Here is a 26,525-nt window from a genome sequence, read left to right as displayed (position 1 = left end):
AGAGGAAGGCAAAAGGCCGAAAAGCTGCCCCGAACTCCACGGCCCCGGGGCTGGAGGACGCCACAGAGGTAAACAAAAGGATTCAGGCCCTGAAAAGAATTCAGGCCCCGTAATCAAAAAGGCTTGTCTGCCCGGTCCTTTTCTGAAGCCCACCCACCCGGACTCCCACACGCCGGAGTTCGACCGGACTTTCCGAAAGGAATTCCACCAGGATTTCCCGGGCTGTCTGCCTGAGGATTTCCCTGTCCGAGACAGGATGGTTCAGGGTCCGGCTTTTCGTATGCGTCCTGAAGTTCGAATTTATCGCAGTTAAGGTAACAACCCTGAAAACCAGCCCCCTTGCATCCAGTTTTGCAATAACGTCTTCGACCAGCCTGTCCACCAGCGGATAAATCATTTCGGGGTCCAGGGTATCTTCGGGAAGCGTTGCAATTCTCCCTATCTGCTCGGAACCTTCCCGCTCCTTTACAGGAGAGTCGTCTATCCCTGCCGAAGCCTGCTTGAGCCAGGTCCCCCGGTTTTTCCCGAAAACGGAAATCAGCCCGATCACGTCGTACTCCGCCAGGTCCCCGACAGTTGAGACCCCCATCTCCTGCAGTTTCTCTGCCGTCACGTCCCCGATCCCCCAGAGCTTCGTAAGCTTGAGCGGCTGCAAAAAGCCGGAGATGTCCTCCGGTTTCACCATTGTTATCCCGTCAGGCTTTTTCGCCGAAGAGCACATCTTAGAAATGAGTTTGTTAGGCCCTATCCCGACCGAACAGGTCAGCCTCTCCTTTTCCCGGACATCTTCCTTAATCTTCATCCCGAGTTCAAACGCCCGGCCAAAGTCGCCTCCCACACGCTCCGTAACCTCCAGAAACGCCTCGTCAATGCTTACCTGCTCAAAAGCATCCCCGCTCTCCCCGGAATCCGCATAGCTCCGGAGAATTTCCATGACCCGGTCGGAAACAGATTTGTAAAAGTCTTTCCTGACCGGCAGAAACACCGCATCTGGATTCAGCTTCTTTGCCCTTGAGCAGGGCATCCCCGACTTTATCCCGGACTCCCGTGCAAGGTAGTTACAGGTGCTCACTGACCCGCTGAGCTCGCTCCGGCCCGAGAGCATGCACACAACGACGGCTTTTCCCCTGAGTCCGGGGTTTTCCCGCTCCTCTATCGCTGCAAAAAAGGAATCCATGTCCACGTGGAGAACGACCCGCTGCATCACAGGAAAAGAGGACGGGAAGATTTGTATAATTATCTGTCCAATTCATAGGCCCGGGAAAAGAAAAGCACAAAAAATAGAACACCGACATAAAATACAAAAAATGAAGTACAAACCATAATACATAAAAGAGATAACTTCATTAGTTGTAGCACTATTTTTGAAAAAGTTAACAGCGACCCCCATACAGGACGTTATCAAGTATGCATATATCAAATCCCCAAGCAAACTCCGGGAAAGCCGAAGCTGTTCCGGCAGAGGACACCGACCGGACATACAGGAACACGGGACCCGGCCAGGAAAGTGCAGGCCAGGCCGCAGGAAGGAGCGGCGTTCCGGTCATAGAGGTCAAAGAACTCTGCCACAGGTACCCTCACCTGGCTGCAAATGCCCTGGACAGCATCAGCCTGAAGGTATACCGAGGGGAGAGGATTGCCGTGCTCGGGGCCAACGGGGCTGGGAAGTCCACCCTTTTCAAGCACCTGAACGGGATCCTGCGCCCTCTCTCGGGAGAAGTGCTGGTAAGAGGGGAAAAGATTACAAAAAAGAATGTGCGGACCTGCCGGGAAACCGTAGGGATCGTTTTCCAGGACCCTGATGACCAGGTGCTTGCCCCGAGCGTGGAAGAAGACGTGGCTTTCGGGCCCATAAACATGGGGCTACCCAGGGAAGAGGTAGAAGCAAGGGTAAAAGAAGCCCTGGAAATGGTGGGGTTAAGCGGCTTTGAAGAACGGGCCCCTCACCACCTGAGCGGCGGACAGAAGAAGCTGGTTGCAATCGCAGGCATCCTGGCCATGCGCCCTGAAGTAATCGTGCTTGACGAGCCTACTGCGGGGCTTGACCCCTTGAGTTCCGCCCGCATCCTGGACCTGATCATGAAAATGAACCGGGAACTCGGAATTACCATGCTCCTTTCCACCCACGACGTGGACGTGGTGCCCTATTTTGCAGAAAAGGTCTTTGTCCTCCACCACGGGAAACTTGAAGCTGAAGGGAGCCCGGAAGAGATCTTCAGCAACCCGGACCTGCTCAGGAAAGCCCATCTCAGGCTCCCCAGGGTGGCTGAAGTTTTTGAGATGTTGCAGCAGGAAGGGATAAATGCAGGCATCCAGATCACAGCCGAATCCGCCAAAAACGAAATCATGAGGCTCATGGGCTCCGGGATGTAAAAAGCCGGAAAAATGGAAAAACTTTTGAAGAAAAGCTTCCGGAAGGAGAAAACTCAATGGTAACCCTTACCGATATCGAGCGCGAGTCATACAAAAATAGCCCTGTGCACCGGCTTGACCCCAGGATAAAGCTGTTCTTCGCGCTTGCAGTGATCATCTACGTGGTGAGCCTGCCCCGCATCCATGAAAAAAACACGGTCCGCCTCTTATCCGTTGAAACATACCTGTTGCTCCTGGTCCTTTTTGCGGGGCTTGACCTCAGGTATTTTAGCCTGCGCATCCTTGCTGCGCTCCCCTTGGGGCTCGGGATAGCGCTCTTCCAGCCTTTCCTGAGGCCGGCCTTTATGGAAAGCTACACGCCATATCCCCTGGATTTGCCCTTCGGGCTCAGCATCACTTACGAAGGGCTGGCTTTCGGGACCACGCTCCTCCTTAAATTCCTGGTCTGCATAACGACCGTGGCCCTGCTCTCCTCCACAACCCGCCTGAGGGATATGGTAGCTGCAGCTGACAGGGTAGGGTTTCCCCGGGAGTTCACCCTGCTATTGAGCATGATGGTGCGCTACCTGTTCCTTTTCTGGGCCGTGCTGAAAAGGATAAAAATTGCCCAGCAGACCAGGCTCTTCAACATCTGGAACAAAGACGTGCCGAGAAAGTGGGTTTTAGAGCAAATAGGGCACAGCATAAGTTCGATATTCATACGCTCTTACGAACAGGGGGAAAAGACCTACATCAGCATGCTCTGCAGGGGCTATGGGAGCGGGCACGAAAAAGCATATTACAGGACAAAAATAAGGACAGCCGATATCTTCTTTTTGTTCCTGAGTGCCGGGTGCATATTTTATATCCACCTTTTTGCCTGAAAACCCCGTAATCTCCCGTTTCCCCCGACTTTTCCCTTTCATAAAAACGATTTTTCAACCCCTGAAAAGCCCTCAATTGAGAGCCCTACTCCCTGAAAACATGGAAAAACAGCTGAGGAATAGGTATGCATTAATTTTAGAGTTTATTTCGGAAAGCAGCAGACATTGATTCTATAATTTAATACCAACTATTCATGCATGGATACCTGATTCGACTTAATTGAGAATACATAGATACTCAAAGTAGATTCCATTGCCATCCGGCGGATACCTAATTGTAATAAGATAAATATTTGTCGAACAAAGTAATACCAAAACGTATATATGTAATACTGAAATACTTATTATTGCTGAGATATCTTCAAGAACATTATTCAAAAAACGCAATGGAAAACAGTTGTAATAAATTTAAGTCGTTTCATTTGTCATAAAATTAGCTAGATGATTTTCATTCACTTAACAGCACCCCCCTGACTTTCAATTTAAGGATATTTTTCAATTCCCCAATTGAGGAATATTCTCTGGAGGTCTATTTTTAGGATGTTTACGGTGAAAACATAGAAATAAAAAAATAAAGGGGTAACAGAGGGAAAAGGAATGCACATACCAGATTCATTTATACCTTTAACCCAGGCAATAGTCTACTGGGTAATCGCTCTTCCGTTTATTTTTATGTCGATGAAGTGGGCGAAAAATGAGCTCGATGAAATGAAAGTACCGGTCCTTGCTGCCCTTGCAGCAGGAATCTTTGCAATCCAGGCCATGAACATCCCCATAGGAATGGGGACAAGCGGACACATGGTTGGGGCAACCCTTGTTGCCATTGTCTTCGGAAGCCCCTGGGCAGGAGTTCTGGTGCTGACCCTTGTGCTGCTAGTTCAGGGTTTTGCCTTCGGGGACGGAGGGATTACGACCCTCGGTGCAAACATTCTCAATATGGGAGTTATTTCCGGATTTGTAGGGTACTATACTTATGCTGCCCTTCGCAAGAGTGTGGGCACAAGCATCGCAGCCTTCGGGGGCGCCTGGCTCGGGCTTTTTATCTCGGCAATGGCCTGTGCGGTCCAGATGTGGGTTGCGGGTACCTTCCCCCTGGTCCCCGGGCTTATGGCCATGGGCACATTTCACCTGATCATCGGCTTCATCGGAGAAGGGCTGATCACGGCCGTTGCAGTCACTGCAATTGCCAAGTCCCGCCCGGATCTCCTGGAAGACAGCTTCGCTGCCGGGTCAGATAAGTATAACACGGAGGTTCACGCATGAGCGGGAAGTCAAACATGAAATTCCTCTACGCAGGGATTGTGATTGCGCTTTTGATTTCGGCCCTTGCACCCTTCCTGGCTTCTCCTGACCCTGACGGGCTTGAGAGCGCTGCAGGAGGCGTAATCGAGGAGTCAAGGATGAGCGAACTGGAAGAAATGGAGCCGGTAGTGGGATCTCCGATGCCTGACTATTCGATTGAAGGCATGGGCAAGAGCGGGGAAATTGCAGCAATTGCCCTTGGAACTCTTGGGGTACTGGCAATCAGTTTAGGGTTCGGGAAGGTCTTCAACAAAAAGGCCTGAGCCTTCCTTATGAAAGAGCCATTATCCCCCGGGAAAAAACCCGGGAGAAATGGTTTTACCCCATTATAAAAATCCGATTTTTGATTATACATATATAATGCTCGAAGGGCATAGCTTTTTTACCACACACGCCGGGCAATTTGGGTTTCTTGCCTGGCACACTTTTCTCCCGTGCATGATAAGCGTCATGGAGAGCGAATCCATATCTTCTTTTCTGGTAAGTTCGATCAGGTCCTTTTCTATTTTATCCGGGTCGGAATTCTTTGTGAAGCCCAGCCTCCCGGAAAGCCTTTTCACATGAGTATCAACAGCTATACCCTCTATTACTCCAAACCCCCTGGCAAGCACTATATTTGCAGTCTTTCTTCCGACCCCGGGCAGAGTCACAAGTTCTGCCATGGTTTTCGGGACTTCCCCGTTATGCTTTTCGAGAATCAGCCGGGCAGCAGCTTTGATGTTTTTTGCCTTGTTTTTGTAAAAGCCCGTGGAATAGATCTCCTCTTCAAGTTCCTGCAGGTCGGCGTTTGCATAGTCTTCCACAGTACGGTACCTTTTGAATAAATCCTCAGTCACCCTGTTGACCTGTGCGTCCGTGCACTGGGCGGAAAGGACGGTGGCTACAAGGAGTTCAAGGGGATTGCCGTAGTTCAGGGCTGGTTTTGCATCCGGGTACTCTTCCCTGAGAATGGTCCAGATCTTGTCGAAGTTGTGGCGGTTGTCGGGGATTTCGTATTCTTCACCGGAGCGAGAATTTTTCACTTCTTTTAGGTTTTTTGAGGACATGCTGAGGCACCATTTTAACTTTAACTGCGTTTAAAAACCTGCTAACAATCCATTCCCGAAAGTGGTATTTACAGGTTTGGAACGGAAAAAAGCATGTGTGTAAAAAATTAGTAGAAAAGAGGAGAAAAGGGACATAAAAAAGGAGATAGAAAAGGTTAGAAGAAAAGAGACATAAAAAAGGAGATAGAAAAGGTTAGGAGAACGAGATGAAAAATGGGATGTCTGCGGGGCAGGTCACAGCATATACACGATATCCGAGCAGACCCCCGGGTAGGCATACACGACCTTCTTGAGGTCCGAAGCCTTGAGGCCAAGGCGCATTGCCGCAGCAAAGAGGTTGATAGCCTCTTCGGCATTTGGCCCCAGGATGTGAGCCCCCATTATCCGGTCGTTTTCCTTGTCGATAATCACCTTTGAACCTGCAAATTCCATCCCTGTCCTCCGGGTTGAATACCAGTTGCTCCGGTCCCTGAAAACCACCCTGTATTTAGTACTGTCTGGAGGCACACTGATGCCCACCGAGGCCAGGGGAGGGATGGTAAAGACAGCTCTCGGTATGCCCGTATAGTCAGCTTCTACCCGGTTACCATCAAGGACGTTTGCCGCAGCCACCCGGGCCTGGAGGGTTGCAACAGGTGTAAGGGGCATGCCTTCGGAAGTGCAGTCCCCGCCTGCATATACCCTGGGGTTTGAGGTCCTCATGTGCTTATCAACCACAATGGCCCCATTCTCGACCCTGATCCCGGCATTCTCCGGCTGCAGGTCTTCGAGGTCAGGTACCCGGCCTGCACCGTGCACAACCATGTCCGCAAAAAAGGTATGGGTTTCGGAATGGGACTCGGTTTTGAACTCCGTCCTGACCAGCAAGCTGCCCCCTTCTTTTTCGACGGCAACTACCGGATTATTTGTCAGGACTTCTATTCCTGCGACTTCGGAGGCTTTGAGGAGCATGTCCACAAGGTCCGGGTCAAACTGCTCCAGTGGCCTTTCACTCCTTTGCAGGATTGTGACCCTGCAACCGGCCCTCCGGGCAATATGGGCAAATTCAAAGGAGATGTAGCCGCCCCCGACAAAAACAATTCTTTCGGGGAGCTTTTCCGTTTCCATGAACTCTTCACTGCTTGTGAGGTATTCCTCCCCAGGGATTCCGAGTTTTCTCGGCCTTGCCCCTGCCGCAATGAAAATGTAAACTCCCTTGAGTTTATCCTCTCCGACGGCCACTGTGTTTTCATCCTCAAAATAAGCCCTTCCGTGATAGGTATCAATTCCCATTTCAAAAAGGCTCTTTTCTATTTTCCGGGGGTAGTCCTCCGTAAAAGTCCTCTTGAATTCGATGAGAGAGGGCCAGTCAATCCGTAAAGGGCTTTCAGTCCCCGCACCCCTGCCTATCAGCCTATTGTTCCAGTCCGCGGCTTCGGATGCGCTGGCAAGCGCTTTTTTTGGGTCACATCCCCTTAGCGGGCAGGTCCCCCCATACTCCCTTGAGTCGATAACTGCAATATTCAGGCCCGAATACCCTACCTGGTGCGCAAGGGTTGTACCGGCTACCCCTGTCCCGATGATTACTATATCGTATTCCCTTTCCATCCGTCTCCCCTTTCCCCTGCTTTAATCCTCCGTAAAGAAAAACCCTGAGGATATACCCCATAATCTCTCTTGCCCTAAACAATAAGTATTTCACCTGATCCTTTTTTCGGAAAAATGTTCCTTGTTCTAAGAGCCGGAAGATTCGGAGAGGAAAATTACAAAAAACTTTAAATATACATAAACCACCGCTTTTCGGAACATCACGTTAACGAAAAAAAAATTCAATGGTTTTATAGTCTGATTCTTCTCTGTGAAGCTCGAAATATATTATATAAAAACTGTTGACCATAAGGTATATAGCCAGGAATTTTTAAACCAAGTATATTGGTGATTTTTTGGTAAAAAGGGCACTGCTCAGCGTCTCTGATAAGACAGGAATCGTAGAACTCGCCCGCGGGCTCGAAGCTCTTGGCGTAAAGATTATCTCAACCGGCGGAACAGCGAAAATCATTCGCGAAGCCGGCATCGAAGTTACAGATGTCTCGGAAGTAACAGGTTTTCCTGAAATGATGGGAGGAAGAGTCAAGACCCTCCACCCGAGGATCCACGGGGGCCTCCTGTGCCTGAGGGAAAGTAAAGAGCACATGGAAGAGGCTTCAAAGGAAGATATCTCCCTTCTTGATATGGTGGCCGTAAACCTCTATCCGTTTGAGGTCACGGTTTCTAAAGAAGGAGTGGAACTCGAAGAGGCCATCGAAAACATCGACATAGGAGGGCCCACACTGCTCAGGTCTGCAGCCAAAAATTACCGTTCAGTGACAGTGCTCTCCAACCCTGCGGACTACGGGCGGGTCCTGAAAGAACTGCGCTCCACAGGGGTAGTCTCAGAGCAGACCCGGGCCGAACTTGCTGTCAAAGCCTTCAGGCACACCGCAAACTACGACGCAGCCATAGACACATATCTTAGCAAGGCCCTTTTAGGAGAAGAAGTGCTCCGCCTTAAGTTCAGGGATGGCGTAAAACTCCGTTATGGGGAAAACTGGCACCAGGAAGCCTATTTTTACAAAGAGCCTGAAATTGAAGGTCCGAGCCTCTCAAAAACCCTCCAGCTTCACGGGAAAGAGCTTTCCTATAATAATTATGTTGACGCTGACAACGCCCTCCAGACTGTAAAGGAACTCGGGAATGCTTCCCCTGCAGTTGCCATCGTAAAGCACAACAACCCCTGCGGGCTTGCCACAGGAAACACGCTCTTGCAAGCGCTGCAGGCTGCCTGGGACGGGGATCCGATCTCGGCTTACGGCAGCATCATCTGCACAAATGAAGTCTTCGACCTCGAAGCTGCCCACTTCCTGAACGGGAAATTCGTGGAAATTATCCTTGCCCCGGACTTCAAGCCTGATGCCCTCGAATACCTGAAAAACAAGAGTGAAAACCTCAGGCTCCTGAAACTTCCAGAACTAAGGGCCGGCTTTGGAACAAACTGCACTTACAAATACCTCATAGGAGGCATGCTCAAGCAGAGCAGGGACATAGGAATCTACGAAAAATGGGAATCCGTCACCGAAGCCCCCTACCCGGAAAAGAAACGCGCCCTCTCGGAGTTCTGCCTGAAAGCCTGCAAAGCCACGAAATCAAACGCTGTGATCCTTGCCTACGAATATGACCCAGGTTGTTTCATGGTGCTGGGAATGGGAGCCGGACAGCCCAACCGCGTTGACTCCATCCGCAAACTGGCAGCCACGAAAGCCGTCGAAAACCTGAAGCTGATCTATGAGCGCGAACAGCCCGGAATAACCTTTGAGGAATACTGCAGGACGATCATGTCCGAATGCGTTATGGCCTCAGATGCTTTCTTCCCCTTTGACGACAGCATAGTCCATGCCGCAGAGAGCAACATCCGCTATATCGTTTCTCCCGGAGGTTCCATAAGGGACGCCGAAGTTATCGCCACCGCAAACAGACTTGGCGTAGCCCTGATCTTCACAGGCATGCGGCATTTCTTCCACTGAAAAAGCGAAGAGAGCAGAAAAACTCAAAAACCGGAAGCCCCGGAAAACAATATCAAGTCGACCCTGCCTCAATCGGCGGGGAACGTCTCTTTTCAGCGGGACTCCGGCCATTGTAAGTAGAAACGTGGATTTTTAATCTCCTGTCGGCAAGGCTCTCGCAAAGAACCTGATCCTCACAAAGAAGTTCATTCTATCGAAGACTCTCTTGAGTGTAGAACTACCCGTTTATAGTCATACCATTCGCAGCTACTCTCGTTTGCTACAGTTTAAGTTAGTCTCGTAAATTACTCTAGTTTAAGATTCGGTTTTTTCCTATTAGCTGCGGCAGGTTAGCTACAAATATATCATTCAGCTGCGATGAATCAACTGCAGAGAAGGTTTTAACTACATTGTTTTAGCTGCAGACTTATTTTATCTTTAGATATATTTTTAGCTTTGAAAGTGTATTTCAGTAAAATAACAGGATACCATTAACATACCAATATTATTTTACACCCGGCAGATAGTTTTTTAAATGAGGAAAGGCATTTTCAGAAGACTGAACCAGAGCATAGCGAAATAACCTGAAAGTGCCATGAAATCATTGTTACTCTTAAAAAAGATAATATATATTGAATTCGTATATCATTCTAGTAATGCTATATCATCCAAATCTAAATGCCACCCAACATACAGAAAAATGGAAATATGAAAGAGATCAAATTTTATCGGATTATGAACCAGCCCCATAATAGCTCATATTCCTGGAATGAAAAATCATTCACCCCATATATATCGAAAAAATAACGGGTTGATCAAAGTGAAATCAAGCGGACTTTTAAGTATCCTTACTTTTTCTGAAAAACGAAAGGACCTGCTCTTTCTACTTCAGGAAAATCCAAGAACCCTTTCCGAAATAAAAGACTACTTCGACGTAAGGTCACCGGAGATTCTGCCCCGCCTGAAAGAAATGGAAAACGCCAATCTAATCATGAGGCAGGAGGGGCTGTATAGGCTGACCCCACTTGGAAAGGTTTCAGCCATTTACTATAAGCCTTTCCTCGACACCCTGACTGCAATAGAAGCGAACGAGAAATTCTGGAAAGAACACGACCTGACAGCAATCCCCGAACCCCTATTAAACAGGATTCAGGAACTCAGAGAATGCAGGGTAATAAAGGATGAACACGAACACATCTATGACTCCCACAAAACATTTCTTGAGAATGTCCAGTCCTCCACCCGTTTCATGGGTTTTTCTTCTATATTCCTGCCCAACTACCCTACGATGTTCGTGCAAATGGCACGCAAGAATATCCCGGTTTCTATAATTGTTACTCCAAATGTGTTCTTCAAGATAAAAAGCGAACACAACAGTGAAATCGAAGAATTTCTGGAGTACAAACATACGAGTTTTCATGTCTATGACAACGCAAAAATTGCTTTTGTCGTAACAGACCGTTTCCTCTCCCTTTCCCTGTTCTTCAAAAATGGGACATTTGATCCTCGAAATGACCTGGTGGGCTTTGACACTTCCTCAGTTAAATGGGGAGAAGAACTCTTCAAACACTACAAAGAAAATTCAATTGAGATAAAAAACATTTAAATCTTTTTTCTGTATAGATCCCAGGACACCAAGAGAATAGAAAGGTAGAATAGAAAGGTGGGAATCAGAAACCGCTCTGACCTTCCATCCCCCCATTTTACATTTTATAGTGGCTTATTTCCACTTTTGTGGTTTGCTTCCACTTTTTTTCCTGTATGGAAAGTACCATACTCAGAATATACCTTTACCGGTATGAAATTTCATGATAGCAGAGCACTTGCAAACAGCCTCAACCCGACGATTGAAGTGGATTCCCCGTCCACAAGGAAGGTCCTTTCGAGTTTCTGGAAAGGAAGCTCTTCGTCAGCAACCCTGGTGTAGCTCTGGATGCACAACATCCCACACACGAAACTGTACAGGACAATAAGGGGCTCGAATGCAAGGATTCCCTCGATCAGAGCGATGCCGAGCACCAGGTGGACGATCATGTGCATGGTGGTGAGAAGGTAGCGTGTGTTCCGTGCCCCGAGGCTTACAGGAAGGGTCTTGATGCCTGCAAGGGTGTCTCCCTTAATGTCCTTGAAGTCGTAGATAGCAGAGTTTATGAAGAGTTTGATTCCGAAGAAGGAAAAGACCAGAAGAATAGGCAGAAGATGTACACAGCTGCTTCCAGCAAGCCCTGCGATAAAAGTGCCCCAGGTAACCCCCACTACAAGATTTTTAACTCCGAGTCCGCCTTTGAGTTTCAAAGCGAATTTGCCGATTTTTATCCCTTTACTGTACAGGTATCCGGTTAAGAAAGGCACGAATGCAAGTGCTATTAACCCCTCTTTTGCCAGGATGTAAGTCCCGGCTGCAAAGGCCAGCAGGGAAACAACAAGCGCGACTTCCCGTCTTGACCCGTTTAATTCCTTGCGGTTTACAGTATCTTCCTCGGACTCCAGAGCCCTGTCAAGGGTATAGACAGTATAGATAATAAGCCCCCCTGCAATACAGGTTAGCAAACTTGACTGAATTTGGAGAAGAAGGAATGCGATATGGATCCGAAGCGCCCCGGAAAACGCAACAAGAATAGAACTCTTCAAGAGTTCAAGGGTAGCATTTCTTTCCCTGTATCCGGAACTGTTCGTCTTTCGGTGCCTGAAAACCCTTTCATAACTTCCAAAAAATTCATTTGAGTTCATAAAACTAATACTGCATCACTGTTCGATATTATTAATCGAATAGAACATTGGGAGACCTGTATAACATGAATAGGATAAACAAAATCAGAGAGCTGTGAGCTAATAAGAATATAATTCTTATAATGGTTAGAAGAATAGACTAATAATTATTTTTATAAAGATTTTATTTCAAAATAAATTCCGCAAAAACATGTTAGGCATATGCATAAGGGATTGTATGGTGGCATAATCTCCTGCACGGCAATCAAGCAGGGAGCAGAAAGTTCAGAGACGTCAGTATAACCATAGCACTTCTCGCCCTATCTTTGTGCTGAAGGAGATATACCTGGTGGTAGCCATCATTCCGGCAATAATGACCCCCTTTCTTTGTGCCGAAGGGGAAATACCTATAAGCAGACATCTAAACAGACATCGGACTTATTTTTAGGGTGGCTGCAGTAAAAAATAGGACCCGGATGAAAAAAATTATACGTACTGTACCGGTAGGGTTGCCCTCTTGTCTTCTTATGGGAGAGCAACACCTTAAGATTATATATAAACAATATAGTACTCCGAAAGTTTTATCTTTGACAAAGTCTAATTTCATGGCACACACGATAAAAAAAATTAGAACATAGGTCATAATTTAGATAATGTGGAGCGGAACCACACAATACTCTATTTCCCCCAGCAAAATCTTTGCTGAAAAATTTTGAATAATCGAAGTAATCTTGGAAGGGAAAAAACTGCGGAAAATCCCCCATCCGCAGATCAGAATTCCCAAAAACGTATAAAACCAGGTGGTAGGTAGGATTGAATTCGGGAAAACTCACTGAGAGGATGCTATCTCCCGCAGATAGCGGGAAATTCCTCCGGGAAATTGCACCGAACTTTGAAGCAGGCCAGATTTTCAATACGGCCGTCGAGGTTGGCATTTTCACAAAGCTTATCGAGCCCAGAAGTGCTAAAGCACTTGCAGAGGAACTCGGAACCGACCCCACACTTACGGCCCGTATCCTGGACGTGCTGGTCTCCCGCGAAGTCCTTGCAAAAAAAGAGGAACTGTACACTACGGCCCCCATGCTCGCCCCATTTCTGTTTGAGGGCAAACAAACTTCTTCCTTGAACCAGGACTTATCACGAGAATTACAGGAATCACAGGAAAAGGAAGGGAAATTTATCGGGAATGATAACTGCCCGGAGAAAGAGAACTACGGAAAAGACGAGAAAAAGCGGAGCTTTCTGCCATTCTCACACTTCACGGAAGGAGCTGGACTCACAGAAAAGCCTGACTTAATTGAAAGCCCCTGAACCGTGGCCCTGATCACTGAACAAAACCATTGAAAAAATGTGAAAAAACTATTGAAAAAACCTGTTCCACCGAAAAAACAGAAGAAGGACTGGCCAGAACCTGAAGTGAGAGGACCTTGACATTGACCCACAATATAGTTAACTTCAGTTGACACGGAACCAGCCAGCAGTTTATCCCATTCAAAAAGTATACATTTCCAAAGGTATACATTCAAAAAAGTACAAACCTTCAGGAACTCACCTTTTCTATATGCTTTTAAGTTATGTTTTTCCACCACATTTTTACTCTTGTGCTCCAGCCCCGATGGACAAAGGTACCTCCCTCTTCTTCGAGCAACTCATCAAGGTAGGCCCTAAGGATCTCTTCCTGCACCTCTGACTCCACGGCATAATGGGACCTGAAGTGCTCAACCGCTTCTTCAAGGCTTCCGAAACGGTTTGTGTGCTCGAAGGGAAAGACGGTGACATTGGGATAAATCCCCATATCATAGAGTACATTATAGAGAACATCAACTTTGGGGCCCGATTGGTACTCACAGTTGTGCAGGAAGGGCCAGAGCTTCCTTGAGTGCATGTCCCAGGAAGTCTCCCCTGCAAACCAGTAGAGGTAAATGTACCCTGAAGAAGCTTCTACCATTTTCCGGATTGAGGCGCTGATATCCTTCATGCCCAGAGAATAAGAAGCAAAAACCACGTCATAAGGGGGGCAGAGGTCAGAATCCACATCAACCACCTCCCAGTCCTTATAGACGCAGTCAATGTTCTTGAGCCCGTAAGTTTCTATATTCTCAGTAAGGACACTCATCATTCCCTCGGCAGGTTCGACTGCTGTTACGTGCGCTACCCTCTCTGCAATGGGGATTGCAAGGCTTCCGGGGCCAGCCCCTATGTCAAGGACCCTTGACTCAGAGGTGAGGGCCATTCCTCCAAGGGTTTTTTCGATCCTGACCCCATTTTCCCGGGACATCTCCCAGAAGCGCCTGGCATTTTCCTTTTTATGCCATATGCTTGCGCAGTCGGTATTGAGGCTGGCCTTTCTCTGGGCCTCCATTCTTTCCTTCCAGACTTCATTCCAGTCAATTTTTACATCCATAATATTTCCTCGTCCTCCCCCCTTTGAAACCCACCTGCAGTAATACAAATAGATAGATAAGTATTAACAAATAAATAAGTTCCCAAAAAAAATCCTAAAAAATACAGAGAAATGTAAAGAAAATACAGATAAAATGTAGAGAAATTAAGAAGAGAAGCCTTAAAAAAGAGGGCCGGGCATTGTGCCCGGAAAATGATCCCAACAAGGGAAATTGAATATTTAGAGTGAAACCACCTTTTTGCGTAAACTCAGAGTGGGAACATCTTTTTCCCGTACATTTCGTTCAATACCTGGCCAATGGCGGCATAAATGGCAGTAAAGCCGCAGAAGATCCCTTCAAACCCGGCAATCCTGAGTATTGATGCACTGCCCAGGTAGTTTCCTGCAGCAAGCAGGAAAAACAGGATCGTAAGGGTAAGGAAAACGACCTGCAGGGCCCTGTTGGCTTTCAGAGTACCTATGAACATGAATAAAGTGAACAGGCCCCACATAAAGAGATATGCAGCAAAAGCCGTCTTGGCCGGTGCCAGGCCTGCAGCCCATTCAAATTTAGGGAGAATGACAATACCTACAAGGGTGAGCCAGAAAAGCCCGTAAGAAGTGAAAGCCGTAGCCCCGAAGGTATTTCCTTTCCTCCATTCCTCGATTCCTGCAATCACCTGGGCCAGCCCACCGTAGAAGAAGCCCATGGAAAGGATCATCGCTCCAAGGTTATAGTAGCCGGCATTGTGTATATTCAAAAGCACCGTGGTCATTCCGAAACCCATCAGCCCCAGAGGAGCCGGGTTCGCAGTAAAGTCCTGGACTTTTACGTGCGTAATGTTCATAATATCGTGAATTTCCTCACTCATAATAATCAGTCCTCCAAACAATCCTAAGGTCCAATCCTTCTTGCCTGTTACCCGGAGAGTCAGACTTAAATTTTTATAGGTGTTAAGAGAGGCTACATGCCTGTTTTACGCCTCTTTTTTTACTTTTGGTGAATTATGTAATTATTAATACTTATATTTAAGGACAGTTAATATATTTTCAAAACAACATAAATATATTATATAGAAATTCATAAGAAGCTTTTTATTAGCAGATGAGGAAATTCCCTGCATATGACTCAGGCAAGAAGACCTCTCATGCTCATGATCCTGGACGGCTGGGGATACCGGCTCGATGGAGAAGGAAATGCAATTCTGGCAGCCAGAACCCCTAATCTCAACAGCCTGCTGGAAAAATACCCTTCCTGCTTCTTTGAGGCATCGGGAGAAGCTGTGGGGCTGCCCGAAGGCCAGATGGGAAACTCGGAAGTAGGGCACCTGAACATAGGGGCAGGGCGCGTCGTATACCAGGACCTGACCCGGATCAACCTCTCCATAAGGGAAGGGGACTTTTTTGAAAACGGGGCCCTTCTGGATGCGGTTTCTAATGTGAAAGCCCATGACTCCAGCCTTCACCTCATGGGGCTTGTCTCTTACGGGGGCGTGCACAGCCACATGACCCACCTCCACGCCCTTATCCGGCTGGCAAAGGCCCGGGGACTCAAAAAAGTGTATATACATGCTTTTCTGGACGGCAGGGATGTGCCTCCCAGGGCTGCTCTTGAAGACATTAAGGAGCTCAAAGCCTTTTGCAAGGAAAGCGGAGTTGCAGAGATTGCAACCGTTTCAGGGCGTTATTACGCAATGGACCGGGATAAGCGCTGGGAAAGGACAAAACTTGCTTATGATGCCCTGACGCTGGGAGTTGCTCCCTTTGAAGCACCTGATGCGGCAACTGCGGTAGCCGAGGCCTACGCCAGGGGAGAAAACGACGAGTTCATAAAACCGACTGTGATAACTGACTCAACAGGCGCAGCAAGGGCAACAATCCGGGACAATGATTCCGTAATATTCTTCAATTTCAGGCCTGACCGGGCCCGGCAGCTGACATGGGCTATTTTAAACGAGGACTTTGACGGCTTTCCGAGGGAAGTGCGCCCAAAAGTCCACTATGTCTGCATGGCCCAGTACGACGAGACCCTGGACGTACCAATCGCATACCCCCCCGAAAACCTGGAAAACGTGCTTGGAGAAGTGCTGAGCAAACATGGTAAAACCCAGCTACGCATTGCAGAAACCGAAAAATACGCCCACGTAACTTTTTTCCTGAACGGAGGAGTCGAGAAAAGCTATGAAGGAGAAGACCGCTGCCTTGTCCCCTCCCCAAAGGTCCCGACATACGACCTTCAGCCCGAGATGAGCGCCTACGAGGTTACGGATGAGGTAATCAAACGCATAGAGTCCGGAAAGTACGACGTGATCATCCTGAATTTCGCCAACATGGACATGGTGGGGCACACAGGGATTTTCGATGCTGCCGTTACAGCAGTGGAAACCGTAGATACCTGCGTGGGAAGGATTGTAGAAGCCCTTCGTAAGGCAGGAGGAGTGGCAATAGTTACCGCAGACCACGGAAATGCCGAACAGATGGCAAACCCGGATACAGGAGATGCCCACACAGCACATACCTCAAACCCCGTAAAGTGCATCTACGCAGGAAACGAAGAAGTCGAAGCCCTGAAGGACGGAAAGCTCTGCGACCTTGCCCCGACCATACTTGACCTTCTGGAGATCCCTAAGCCCACAGAAATGACGGGAAAGTCGTTGATCGTAAGAAAAGCCGGCAATTAAGGGAATATTTAGGCTTTTCTCTTTTTTTTCATTTTATTCACTTATTTCTCATCGCCTTCAGGTTTTCTGAAGCTTCCCGAAGCCCCCCTCATAAAATTCTGTATGAAGAAGTATGATATTTTTAGAAAGCTTAAATAGCAGCAACAACAATAAGAGAAGGCACATACTAAATTTTTTATATATATCGAATGAATATTCCCGGGATGTATAAGGAATGATCAAAATAACAACTCCTTGCCGACTTCACCTGACCCTTATCGATATGAACGCTGAGATCGGAAGAGTAGACGGAGGAGCTGGGCTGACCCTTTCCTCCCCAAATGTCAGGCTCACGGCAGAAGAAGCAGAAGGGATCCGGATCGAGGGAGGACAGGGATTTACCGAACGAATGGAAAAAGCCGCGGAATCCCTGCTTCCCGAGGGAAAAGGGGTGAGGATCCTTGTGGAAGAGCTTATCCCTGCCCATGTCGGTTTTGGGTCCGGAACCCAGTCATCCCTTGCTGCTGCGGCAGCCGTGAACGAGCTTTACGGGCTTGGGAAAAGCGTGCGTGAGCTTGCATCTGCAGTGCGGCGAGGAGGGACCTCGGGAATAGGGGTAACGGCTTTTGAAAAGGGCGGTTTCATTGTGGACGGAGGGCACAGGTTTAAGGACAAGGGAGCCTTCCTGCCTTCAGCTGCCAGCAGGGTGCCTCCCGGGCCCGTGCTTTTCAGGGAGGACTTTCCTGATTGGGACATAGTGGTCGCGGTCCCAAACGACAAAGGGATGCACGACGAGGATGAGATCAACATCTTCAAGGAATTCTGCCCCCTCCCGATAGAAGAGGTAAGGGAAGTTGCCCATGTGGTACTCATGCAGATGATGACCTCAGTGATCGAAAAAGACATAGAGAACTTCGGGGCTGCCGTAAACCACGTCCAGACCGTGGGCTTCAACAAACGGGAAAGCCTGATCTGGCCCGATTTTGTGAAAAACATTGCCTCATTCATGCGCAGCCGCAGTTACGGAGCCGGAGTAAGCTCCTTTGGGCCTGTGGTCTACTCCCTTGTGGACAACCGGGCGCAGGGCAGGGAACTCCAGGCTGAGGTCCAGAAAATGCTCGATGAGTCGGTGGGCGGAAAAGTCTTCATGACAAAAGCAAAAAATAGAGGTGCAGAGATCTCCAGGACCTGAGTCGGAAATCGGGCTCTGAAACTGAAAACTTTATTCAAAAGCTGAAAACCTTATTCAAAAGCTGAAAACCTTATTCAAAAGCTGAAAACCTTATTCAAAAGCTGAAAACCTTATTCAAAAGCTGAAAATACTATAGAAAAACAGCCTGGCCTGAAAACTCAGTGGGAGTGGGGAGGCAGGCTGTCATGTTCATGTTCCGGAAACCGGTGGAATTCCTCTCCAGAAGACCCGAGGGGGTCCACGTGGATAAGGGCATTTGAAAGGTAGCCCAGTCCATGCAGCAGCCCATGCCTCACTTCAACAGCAATTGCATGCCCTTCTTCAACCGAAAGTTCAGGGTCAACAGCAATGTTCACCTCGGCATGCAGCCTGTGCCCGAGCCAGCGCACCCGGACTTCTGAAACTTCCTTCACCCCATTTACCCGGCTAACTTCCTGCAGGATTTCGTCCACGACTCCGGGGTCCACCCCGTCGAGCATGCGGGAAAGGACGATTTTGCCCGCGTCCCATACGATGCGGAGGATTGCAGCAGTGATAAGAAGCCCGATAATAGGATCTGAAAGAGGATAGCCAAGCCAGACCCCCAGTGCCCCGACAAGCACGGCAAGGCTGGTAAAGCCATCAACCCTTGCGTGGTAGCCGTCGGCAACAAGGGCGGCACTTCCGATTTCCATTCCAACCTTAATCCTGAAACGGGCCACCAGTTCATTCCCTGAAAAACCGATCAGGGACGCAGCAACAACAGCCCCCAGGAACTCCACGGGCCGGGGGGAGAAAAGCCTGGAAAAAGACTCATAGGCAGCGACAACAGCACTGAAAAGAATTAAAAAAACGACAAATAACCCCGCCAGGTCTTCGGCCCTGCCATAGCCGTAGGTAAAACTTTTGTTGGGCATTTTCCGGGAAAGGAGAAAGGCAAAACCCAGGGGAACTGCGGTTGCGGCATCCCCGAAGTTGTGGATAGTATCGGCAAGCAGGGCCACGCTTCCGGAAACCCAGACAACGGCGATCTGGAAAAGTGCGGTAAGCATAAGGCCTGCAAAAGACCACTTGACCGCATAGAGCCCCCTTTCCGTGGAAAGAAGCTCAGGGTCTGCAGCCCCATGGGTATGGCCATGAGAACGCTTGCTCTGGAAATGCCCGGGCCCTGAATTTGCCAGTTTACAACCTCCTTACCTGCTTAAAACCACCTGTCAAGGGTCTGCTGCCTGCCTCCTGAAGCTGCATTAAGGCGTTCGAAAGCTTTTTCCACCCGGTCCCGTGAAAAACCGTGTTTTTCGCAGAGGAATTCAACAAGCTTCTCCCGGTCCGGTTTGCCCCATTTGAGCTCATAGTCGTCGGTGACCTCAGGCCGGGAAAAAAACTCCCGGATCCTCTCAAGGGCTTCGATTTCCCCTCCTTTTTCCCGGAGCACGGCGTGGATGTCCCCGTGCTTTTTAACCAGTTTAAGGGCCGTTTTAGGCCCCACTTTTTCAAGGCCTTTGTTATAGTCAGTACCCACGCAGATTGCAATGTCAATAAGCTGCTCCCTGTTGACACCTAGCTCCCCGAGGGTCTCCCCCAGCTCGATCAGTTCGAGTTCGACATCCACGTATACGTTCTTGCCCGGAAGCTTGCGCTTTCCCGTGACAGCCAGGTTCCGGACAACTGCCGGGGCTCCGAAAAGGAAGGAGTCATAGTCCTGGGAAGCAACATAGTCCGCATCTTTTTTAAGGACCATGTGGGCAGCCTGGGCCTCCCCTTCGGAAGGGGCCTGCACCCAGGGAATGCCCATGATTTCCAGGAGGTATTTAGCATCTTCAACGATTTCGTGGTCGACCTTTGAGGAAGCCTGGGCATATTTGTAAGCAGCTTCCATGTCCCCTTCAGCTTTTGCGGTTTCCCACTTTTCCCAGGCAGATTCCCGGACTTCCTTTCTTTTGTTCAGGGTCCCGGCCTTCAGGTCTGGAGGCTTGCCGTCAAAAACAAAAACCGGCCTGATGCCGGCCTCAACAAGGCTTGCTGTCCGGTAGAGCAGGCCTGAAAGGTGAGATGTCACCTTTCCATTTGAGTCTACCAGGGGACTGCCATCCCGCTGGCGGATAATGCTTAGAAACTGGTGCAGGGTATTAAATGCATCAATTGCAACTATCCTGTTTGCAAGGTCTGAGAGTTCAACCTTTCTTTTCTGGAGCAGGTCTCCGATATCTGTGCCCATGTTTTCCCTCGGGGTATCTTCTGGTATTCCGGCAGAGCGCACCTGGCGCTTCTTTCGGAGTTTAATCGTTTAAGTGTTTTTAGGGGTTTGAATTGTTTCAATGTTTTAAGGGATTGAATTGTTTCAATGTTTTTAGGAGTTTAATCGTCCAAGTGTTTCAATACATTTTAGGCATACTGAGACTTTATGCTTACCGCCTCATTAGCCGTGTTCCTGAAAAAGAAGAAAACGGGTAAAATGTGAACAAGCTTCAGAAAATTAATCAAGAACAAGCTCCACAGGTTCACTGATATTGAAGTTTGAGCGGTAGTCCTCGGCATAAAGCGCGGTATAGTAAGTCCCTTCCGGCAAGTAGTCATAAACAAAAGCCGCATCTTTTCCCACAGTTATCGTGCCAAGCTCTGTCCACTGCCGCACCCCGCCCTCCCCGTAAAGCGGGGCATACGAGGTGACGGAGTCACCGGCTTTTAGCTCAAGCACTTCCCTTGAAAAAAGAACATCTCCGGCTTTCAAGACCTCGTAAGGGTTCATATACGCTTTCAAAGTCCCTTTTTGAGGGTCAAGATAAAAATGCCCCAGGCAGGGCCTGAACCTGCCGTTCCTGAGAAGCCCGAGTTCCGTTGTCAGAATCCTCTCCCCATCCTCAGTTTCCCCTCCGCACGTTGCATACACAAGAGAAGCCTCTCCTGTGCCGGGGTCCTGAAGGTAGACCCATTTCCCGTCCCAGGCAGGAAGGCCGTAGGAGCCCTCTTCGGAACAGCCAACCGGGGTCTTTCCCAGGAGGGCCATTCCTCCGGAAGAATTCATGAAATAGACCTGTTCCACAGAAGCCAGCCCCGAATCGTCTTCCACAGCAAAAGAATTCCCGGATTTTGAAATCTCGGGATCCGTGAAATCCGCACAAGTCCTTTCCATATATCCTCCAAGGAAGCCATACCAGGCCTCCGAGAGGGAGACTTTCCCGTAGTCCCTGTAATAGCTTTCCGAAGCCTGGGGAGAATACACGGACACGCCGTAGGAGCCCGGCACCGTGCCGTCCTGCCGTTTATAGACCACAAACTCTTCAAGCTCTGCAAGCAGGGCATCGGCATTCCCGGCAAGTTCGGGGATCTCCTCCCTTACCCCCAGGGCAAAACTCTGCAGGTCCATGGAGATTTCGGCCTCCTGCCGGGGCTCGGCCCCGAACTTCCGGGCTTTTGTAAAAGAAGCCCCAAGCCCGCAGTAACTCCGGGAATTTGCAACTTTGGGGTCCAGGCCTGCCACAAGCAGGTCAACACTTTCCAGCACGGAATCAGTCCTGGAAAGGTCAAGAAGGGAAAGGGTCCGGGGAGGCACATGCTCCTGGTTTTCCAGGTAGCTGTCAATGACTACTTTTCCTATATCCTCGGGAGAAGCCCCGGGATGCCCTCCCACATAGCCCACTAAAGCTGTATAGTCCCAGCCGTGAGTGGGCTCGATGGTCTCGGAGGCAAGCATGTAGTCGCCCGAATTTTTGATTGCTTTTGCAAGTTCGAGGCTTGCCATGAGGCAGGCATCAAAACCTATAATGTCAAAGTGCATTCCGGAACCTTCAAGGGCACTTTCGATTTCGGAAAGTTCAAGCCGGTCATACCCCCGGTTCTCATCAAAACAAACCCCCCGGTAGGCGTCCCCGTGGTCCCAGAAAATGAGCAGGACTTTTTCACTTTCATAATTGTCCCGGATGTAAGAAAGGAAAGTTTCCAGACTATCGGAGTCGCCCATATTTGCATACCTATATACTTTCCGGTGAAAAGCCTCATTGCCTATGACCCCGTCACCGCCATCCCTTTCAAGGTCTTCCAGGTCTGCGATCGTCATACCTTTCCAGCCTTTGAGGTCGGCCCCCCCGTACGCCAGCACGACTTCGGCACCCTCCATGCCCAAAGCTGCCCCATCAAGGATTTCGAAGATATCCCGGCTGGCATACCCGCTTTCGGACTCCAGGTCGCTCCCTACCATGTATACGGCAACAAGGGTGGAGAGCTGGAGCTTTGACTGCCCTGCCTCCGGCTCTCCTGCGGCAGGATGAACTTCATTTCCGGAGTCTGCCCTGGGATCGGGGTTTATTCCGTCTTCAAGGCAGCCGCTCCCCGGAATAAGAAGAATGAGGAGAACTACCGTGACCCCTACTGTTTTCAGTTCACTTCCCAAGTTCAACTCTCCCGAAAAGCTGACCCGGGCCCAGACCAGGAAAGAAAAAATCTATGAAAAGTATGAAATAAGGGCCTTAAGTGTCCGGCAGTCCCCTCGAAAACGGTCAGGCGGCAACATCAAGCCGGACGTCAATAACGGAATCTTCGCTTGCCTCTATCTTTGAGACTGTAAGCAGGTTGCCTTTTCTCTCCAGCAATGTCGTCTTGGTGACCTGAACCTGGTGCCCATCTTCCTGTTTTTTACCATTAGTTTTATGAATCACCAGAAGCTTCTGTCCAAATTCAGCCCCATCCCCAATTTTGGAAACAATGTTTCGTATAACCTGCTCAAAATCGGAATAGATCAAAATCTCCGACTTATTTGCAGCCCTTTTGATGATACCGATCGGCTCCAGACTAAGGCGCATATCAGCTTTCCTTCTTTAATTTACACCAAATTCAATTAATACTAACTATGAGTAATAATAGCTTACGATACAAAATATCTTTGAAAATATATAATTTCAAAGATCATAAATCCAGACGTTCCCCGTATACATGAGAACTAAGATATATTTTTTACGGTAGAAAGACCGTAGAAGGGGAAACAAGCCAGTACAATAGAAAATAGCTGTTTAAGTATTAATAGATATTTTAATAATTTTTATCTTTTTTAATAATTAGTATTTTTTAATAATTAGCATCGCTTTTAATAATTATTGTCGTATTAAATAGTCAACCATTTCTTTAAAGCGGCGTCATCTTTGTAAACAGCTCACCCTAAAAAATAATAATTAGCAGTTTTGAGTAAAATGTTCAGTTTTAACAGCTCGCGGCAGGCAAAATATAATGGGATAAACAGTTTCAAATATTTGATTAACTATCCGGATAAAAATTACCAGCATCCCTATCAAAGATTTGAAAGATAGAAACGGGCTTTTGGAAAAAATTCCAAAAAAATAGTGTTGATATTTTGCAGAAATCAGTGATATTTTCTGCGGTTGAATTCATATATAGCGTTATCAACTTTGGTAATAAGTTCGTTCATCCTGTCTTCCATGGTTGTTTCGGTGCTCTGTATATTAACCCTGAGGGAACGATCCTTTGCTTCCATCTTATCTTCAAGCTGCTGGAGCCTGTTGTTGATAGAGATAAGCATGAAAGCTAAAGTCCCTATGAGGATCATAGCCGAGATGATGATGAGGGGATTTGTGGGCCGATATGTGAACCTTCTTAGCCATTCAAAGGATAAGAGGAAGGACGACAGGACCATCACTACAAAAAATACCGTATCTCTTGACTCCATTGTATACCTCTAACACTTATTATGGAAATCCTCTGTGATACCACGATTTCCGGGATAATGTTCAAATGTTTCAAAAATCTGTGGGGGATACTTCTGAGAAGTATTTACTAGTTTTAGTACAATTCTATTTGTGCTTATTTTTTATACAGATATGCTATTTATTTTTTTGCACAAACTATTTATGTTCCTTCTATTTCCGAACTCTTTACCCCTTATTCCCGGGAATATTCCCTTCAAGATTTTACCATAAGAGCCGGACAGGCAATAAATTACCATCCCTTTAATCCGGTTACCCGAATCAAGAAACTTATCAGGCTACCTGAATCAAGCAACTTATCCGGGTGCCCGAATCCAGTTATCCAAATTCAGGATATTCCTTTCCACTCTGATCGAAGACCCATCCCCGAAGGAAAACATACAACAAAGTGGGAGTTACTCAAAACGGGATTTCTTAAGCCGAAGTCACTTAAAAAATATGTATTAAAGGAATGAAAAAAGTAGGACGGCTACTCAAAGTAGGGAAATTAGTCCCAGTGTGGGTTTAAATTCGTGGTTAAAATGTGTAGAGATTAAAGATAATTCGACCCACTGTTCAAAAAAAGTGACTTAAAGCTGCAGAGAGGAAAAAGTTTAGAGAGAAAGGACAAAAAGAGCTTTAGAGGGGAAAAGCAAAAAAGCTTTAGGGGGAAAAGCAAAAAAGCTTTAGAGGGAAAAGGCTATGGGAATTTAGGAGCGGCAGGGCTTTGTGGAATACACTAAGTATATAAAGGAATAGAAAGGCATAGTTTTAAGAATTAAGGAGTTTAGGTACACTTGAGTTCAAGTAAACAATCACTCAGAGCATATTTACCCTTACTTTCCATGGCAGGGCTAATCCTGATTGTGCAAATCCTTGCACTTTTTTTGTCCACGCCCATGGAAGTCAACGAAATGCAGGCTTTCGAGGACCCCACTCAGGTGTCCAATTCCATATATTACATTGTGCTGATCCTGGTATTTACCCTGCTTGTCCTGATAGCGATAAAAAAGAATATGAAGTGGGTAATCACCCTCTTCATTTACTTTGCGGTGTTAAGTACCCTTTACTACGTATTTTTCGCCCTGTTCACCCTCTCCCCGGCCCTGGCAGGGCGTGAGGCCATAGCTTCGGCTCTGCTCTCTACAGGGCTGACAGCGCTGCTTTACAAGTACCCGGAATGGTATGTTATTGACCTTGTGGGAATCTGCATCGCAGGCGGTGTCAGTGCCCTTATAGGGATATCCCTCTCCATCATCCCGGTAGTTGTCCTTCTGCTACTCCTTGCGATCTATGATGCCATCTCCGTCTACAAGACAAAACACATGATTACCATGGCCGAAGGGATCATGGACCTGAAACTCCCCATCCTGTTCATAATCCCGAAGAGCCGCAGTTATTCATTCCTGCGGGAAAGTTTCCGGGAAGGAGAAGAAAGGGAAGCTTTTTTCATGGGGCTCGGGGATGCCGTCATGCCCACACTGCTGGTAGTCTCGGCAAGTGTCTTCCTGGAAAACGAGGGAATCTTCTCCTACCCCGTACTTGGGGCCATGATCGGGACCCTTGCAGGATACCTGGTGCTTTCAGCCCTTGTCATGAAGGGAAAACCCCAGGCAGGCCTTCCGTTCCTGAATACCGGGGTAATCCTCGGTTTTTTCACAGGAGTCCTGCTCTCAGGTTCATCAATTATATGAGCAGGGCATTCGCCCCCCTTCCACTTCAGTTATTTTTATATATTTTTGTACCCGGGCATTTCCCCGGGTTTTCGAAAAGATTTTTTTATTTTACAGTTAATCACTTCCTATGGCCAGAAAAATAGCCGTGGTCTTCGACAGCGCCGGAACCCTCCTCCACATGTACCGGGTTGCAAAAGAAGCCAGTACGGGCCGCATTCTTGAAAACGTTGAGAGTACCGCCATTGTCGCAAAAAAAAATGGATGCGGGCTTGTAGTCCTGAACGTAGAAAATGAGGTGATTCTCCATTCCAGGGAAGAAATGCCCCTGTTTGAATTTATAAGATATTATAGAGTTCCGCTCGGGATTAGCTGCTCCAGAGGGGAATTTTTAACGGAAACAGCCTGTGAAATCATAAAGGAAACGAGCCTCAGGGTTGGAGACGTGCACGATGTGCTGCAGGCTGTCTCTTCCCGCTGCCCTGACATATTCTACCTTGCCGCAGGACTGATCATTGATTCGGAGGCAAAAAATGTGCCCTACGTGCTCAGCACGGGAGGACAGGTATTTAACACAACCCTTAAGACCGTCCAGGCCCTCAAGGCTATGGAAGTGGACATATACATAGCATCAGGAGACAGCATGCGAACCCTCCTGCAGCTTGCAGAGTACATAGAAATCCCACCGGAAAGGGTCTTTGCCCTCGCTACCACCCGGGCTAAGGAACAGGTCGTGCTTGAACTTAAAAAAAGTTATGAGAAGGTGGTCATGGTAGGGGACGGCATCAACGACATCCTGGCCCTCAGAGCAGCAGACATAGGGATCATGACGGTCCAGCAGGGAGATGAAAGGCCTGAAAAACTCAGGGAAGCAGCCGATGTGGTGCTGGACGACATTATAAAAGTCGTGGACGTGGTAAAGGGACTATAAAGAAGATACAAAAAAGGACAAATTTGCCTATTGATCCTGATTATGGAAGTTCACAGTGACAAAATAATGCGTTATGTTTATGTAATGTTTATTCTTATGTAGTTGTTGCCCATATGTGTGAAATTTGTTGTTAATATCAGTTTATCAATTACATAAAGTCAAAGTCCAGGTGCATTAAAGTAGATATTTTCACACTTGTGAAA

At 47.9% G+C, this 26,525-nt stretch carries 22 protein-coding genes; 11 read left to right on the top strand and 11 right to left on the bottom strand.

Features of this window, described 5'->3' with window-relative positions:
• Nucleotides 1–100 precede the first annotated feature (100 nt).
• The gene (gene dinB / locus FTO70_RS00860) at nucleotides 101–1,204 is read right to left on the bottom strand and encodes a DNA polymerase IV (RefSeq protein ID WP_255333797.1); all 1,104 of its coding nucleotides are present in this window, start codon (nucleotides 1,202–1,204) and stop codon (nucleotides 101–103) included.
• A 203-nt stretch (nucleotides 1,205–1,407) separates the two neighbouring features.
• Between dinB and FTO70_RS00855 the strand changes: the two genes are divergently transcribed.
• From FTO70_RS00855 to FTO70_RS00840, 4 genes are all read left to right on the top strand, one after another.
• Entirely contained in the window at nucleotides 1,408–2,373 is a 966-nt protein-coding gene (locus FTO70_RS00855; protein ID WP_255333796.1) for an ATP-binding cassette domain-containing protein, read from the top strand.
• Nucleotides 2,374–2,429: 56 nt separating this feature from the next.
• Nucleotides 2,430–3,236 carry a cobalt ECF transporter T component CbiQ gene (gene cbiQ / locus FTO70_RS00850; protein ID WP_255333795.1) on the top strand — a complete coding sequence of 269 codons (807 nt, stop codon included), beginning with the start codon at nucleotides 2,430–2,432 and terminating at the stop codon, nucleotides 3,234–3,236.
• 597 nt (nucleotides 3,237–3,833) lie between these two features.
• Nucleotides 3,834–4,499, top strand: a complete 666-nt coding sequence (gene cbiM / locus FTO70_RS00845; RefSeq protein WP_255333794.1) for a cobalt transporter CbiM — start codon at nucleotides 3,834–3,836, stop codon at nucleotides 4,497–4,499.
• A complete protein-coding gene (locus tag FTO70_RS00840) occupies nucleotides 4,496–4,801 on the top strand; it encodes a PDGLE domain-containing protein (RefSeq protein WP_255333793.1) in 306 nt (101 codons plus the stop codon). The genes cbiM and FTO70_RS00840 overlap by 4 nt, the downstream gene beginning before the upstream one ends.
• 84 nt (nucleotides 4,802–4,885) lie before the next feature.
• Here the strand turns inward: FTO70_RS00840 and nth are convergent, their stop codons facing one another.
• Both nth and FTO70_RS00830 read right to left on the bottom strand, forming a co-directional pair.
• Entirely contained in the window at nucleotides 4,886–5,584 is a 699-nt protein-coding gene (nth, locus tag FTO70_RS00835; RefSeq protein ID WP_255333792.1) for an endonuclease III, read from the bottom strand.
• 234 nt (nucleotides 5,585–5,818) lie between these two features.
• A complete protein-coding gene (locus FTO70_RS00830; protein WP_255333791.1) occupies nucleotides 5,819–7,171 on the bottom strand; it encodes an NAD(P)/FAD-dependent oxidoreductase in 1,353 nt (450 codons plus the stop codon).
• Between the two features lie 335 nt (nucleotides 7,172–7,506).
• Here FTO70_RS00830 and purH point away from each other — a divergent pair, with 335 nt between their 5' ends.
• Entirely contained in the window at nucleotides 7,507–9,123 is a 1,617-nt protein-coding gene (purH, locus tag FTO70_RS00825; RefSeq protein WP_255333790.1) for a bifunctional phosphoribosylaminoimidazolecarboxamide formyltransferase/IMP cyclohydrolase, read from the top strand.
• A gap of 799 nt (nucleotides 9,124–9,922) precedes the next feature.
• Nucleotides 9,923–10,708 (top strand): winged helix-turn-helix domain-containing protein, encoded by a 786-nt coding sequence (locus tag FTO70_RS00820; RefSeq protein ID WP_255333789.1) that lies wholly within the window; start codon nucleotides 9,923–9,925, stop codon nucleotides 10,706–10,708.
• Nucleotides 10,709–10,908: 200 nt separating this feature from the next.
• Here FTO70_RS00820 and FTO70_RS00815 read toward each other — a convergent pair whose 3' ends face one another.
• A complete protein-coding gene (locus FTO70_RS00815; RefSeq protein ID WP_255333788.1) occupies nucleotides 10,909–11,832 on the bottom strand; it encodes a UbiA family prenyltransferase in 924 nt (307 codons plus the stop codon).
• A gap of 792 nt (nucleotides 11,833–12,624) precedes the next feature.
• Between FTO70_RS00815 and FTO70_RS00810 the strand changes: the two genes are divergently transcribed.
• On the top strand, nucleotides 12,625–13,122 hold the full coding sequence (locus FTO70_RS00810; RefSeq protein ID WP_255333787.1) for a methyltransferase dimerization domain-containing protein: 498 nt from the start codon (nucleotides 12,625–12,627) through the stop codon (nucleotides 13,120–13,122).
• Nucleotides 13,123–13,378: 256 nt separating this feature from the next.
• On the opposite strand, the gene FTO70_RS00805 is transcribed toward FTO70_RS00810, so the two are convergent.
• Both FTO70_RS00805 and FTO70_RS00800 read right to left on the bottom strand, forming a co-directional pair.
• On the bottom strand, nucleotides 13,379–14,215 hold the full coding sequence (locus FTO70_RS00805; RefSeq protein WP_255333786.1) for a class I SAM-dependent methyltransferase: 837 nt from the start codon (nucleotides 14,213–14,215) through the stop codon (nucleotides 13,379–13,381).
• A gap of 248 nt (nucleotides 14,216–14,463) precedes the next feature.
• Nucleotides 14,464–15,066, bottom strand: a complete 603-nt coding sequence (locus tag FTO70_RS00800) for an acetate uptake transporter (protein WP_255333785.1) — start codon at nucleotides 15,064–15,066, stop codon at nucleotides 14,464–14,466.
• A gap of 252 nt (nucleotides 15,067–15,318) precedes the next feature.
• Between FTO70_RS00800 and gpmI the strand changes: the two genes are divergently transcribed.
• Together gpmI and FTO70_RS00790 are read left to right on the top strand one after the other, a co-directional pair.
• The gene (gene gpmI, locus FTO70_RS00795) at nucleotides 15,319–16,875 is read left to right on the top strand and encodes a 2,3-bisphosphoglycerate-independent phosphoglycerate mutase (RefSeq protein ID WP_255333784.1); all 1,557 of its coding nucleotides are present in this window, start codon (nucleotides 15,319–15,321) and stop codon (nucleotides 16,873–16,875) included.
• A gap of 214 nt (nucleotides 16,876–17,089) precedes the next feature.
• On the top strand, nucleotides 17,090–18,046 hold the full coding sequence (locus tag FTO70_RS00790) for a beta-ribofuranosylaminobenzene 5'-phosphate synthase (RefSeq protein ID WP_255333783.1): 957 nt from the start codon (nucleotides 17,090–17,092) through the stop codon (nucleotides 18,044–18,046).
• Between the two features lie 158 nt (nucleotides 18,047–18,204).
• Here the strand turns inward: FTO70_RS00790 and FTO70_RS00785 are convergent, their stop codons facing one another.
• From FTO70_RS00785 to FTO70_RS00765, 5 genes are all read right to left on the bottom strand, one after another.
• Nucleotides 18,205–19,206, bottom strand: coding sequence for a cation diffusion facilitator family transporter (locus tag FTO70_RS00785; protein ID WP_255334026.1), 1,002 nt, complete (start codon nucleotides 19,204–19,206; stop codon nucleotides 18,205–18,207).
• A gap of 20 nt (nucleotides 19,207–19,226) precedes the next feature.
• The gene (gene fen, locus FTO70_RS00780; protein WP_255334025.1) at nucleotides 19,227–20,243 is read right to left on the bottom strand and encodes a flap endonuclease-1; all 1,017 of its coding nucleotides are present in this window, start codon (nucleotides 20,241–20,243) and stop codon (nucleotides 19,227–19,229) included.
• A gap of 258 nt (nucleotides 20,244–20,501) precedes the next feature.
• A complete protein-coding gene (locus tag FTO70_RS00775; RefSeq protein ID WP_255333782.1) occupies nucleotides 20,502–22,415 on the bottom strand; it encodes a clostripain-related cysteine peptidase in 1,914 nt (637 codons plus the stop codon).
• Nucleotides 22,416–22,521: 106 nt separating this feature from the next.
• Nucleotides 22,522–22,824, bottom strand: a complete 303-nt coding sequence (locus FTO70_RS00770) for a hypothetical protein (RefSeq protein ID WP_255333781.1) — start codon at nucleotides 22,822–22,824, stop codon at nucleotides 22,522–22,524.
• Nucleotides 22,825–23,378: 554 nt separating this feature from the next.
• Nucleotides 23,379–23,702 (bottom strand): hypothetical protein, encoded by a 324-nt coding sequence (locus FTO70_RS00765; protein ID WP_255333780.1) that lies wholly within the window; start codon nucleotides 23,700–23,702, stop codon nucleotides 23,379–23,381.
• 813 nt (nucleotides 23,703–24,515) lie between these two features.
• Between FTO70_RS00765 and FTO70_RS00760 the strand changes: the two genes are divergently transcribed.
• Nucleotides 24,516–25,412, top strand: a complete 897-nt coding sequence (locus tag FTO70_RS00760; protein ID WP_255333779.1) for a presenilin family intramembrane aspartyl protease PSH — start codon at nucleotides 24,516–24,518, stop codon at nucleotides 25,410–25,412.
• Between the two features lie 109 nt (nucleotides 25,413–25,521).
• Nucleotides 25,522–26,322 carry an HAD family hydrolase gene (locus tag FTO70_RS00755; protein WP_255333778.1) on the top strand — a complete coding sequence of 267 codons (801 nt, stop codon included), beginning with the start codon at nucleotides 25,522–25,524 and terminating at the stop codon, nucleotides 26,320–26,322.
• The last annotated feature ends 203 nt before the right edge of the window (nucleotides 26,323–26,525 follow it).

The sequence above is a fragment of the Methanosarcina sp. KYL-1 genome (genome assembly GCF_024372725.1).
Lineage (GTDB): Archaea > Halobacteriota > Methanosarcinia > Methanosarcinales > Methanosarcinaceae > Methanosarcina.
This window is presented reverse-complemented; position numbering and strand designations above follow the sequence as displayed.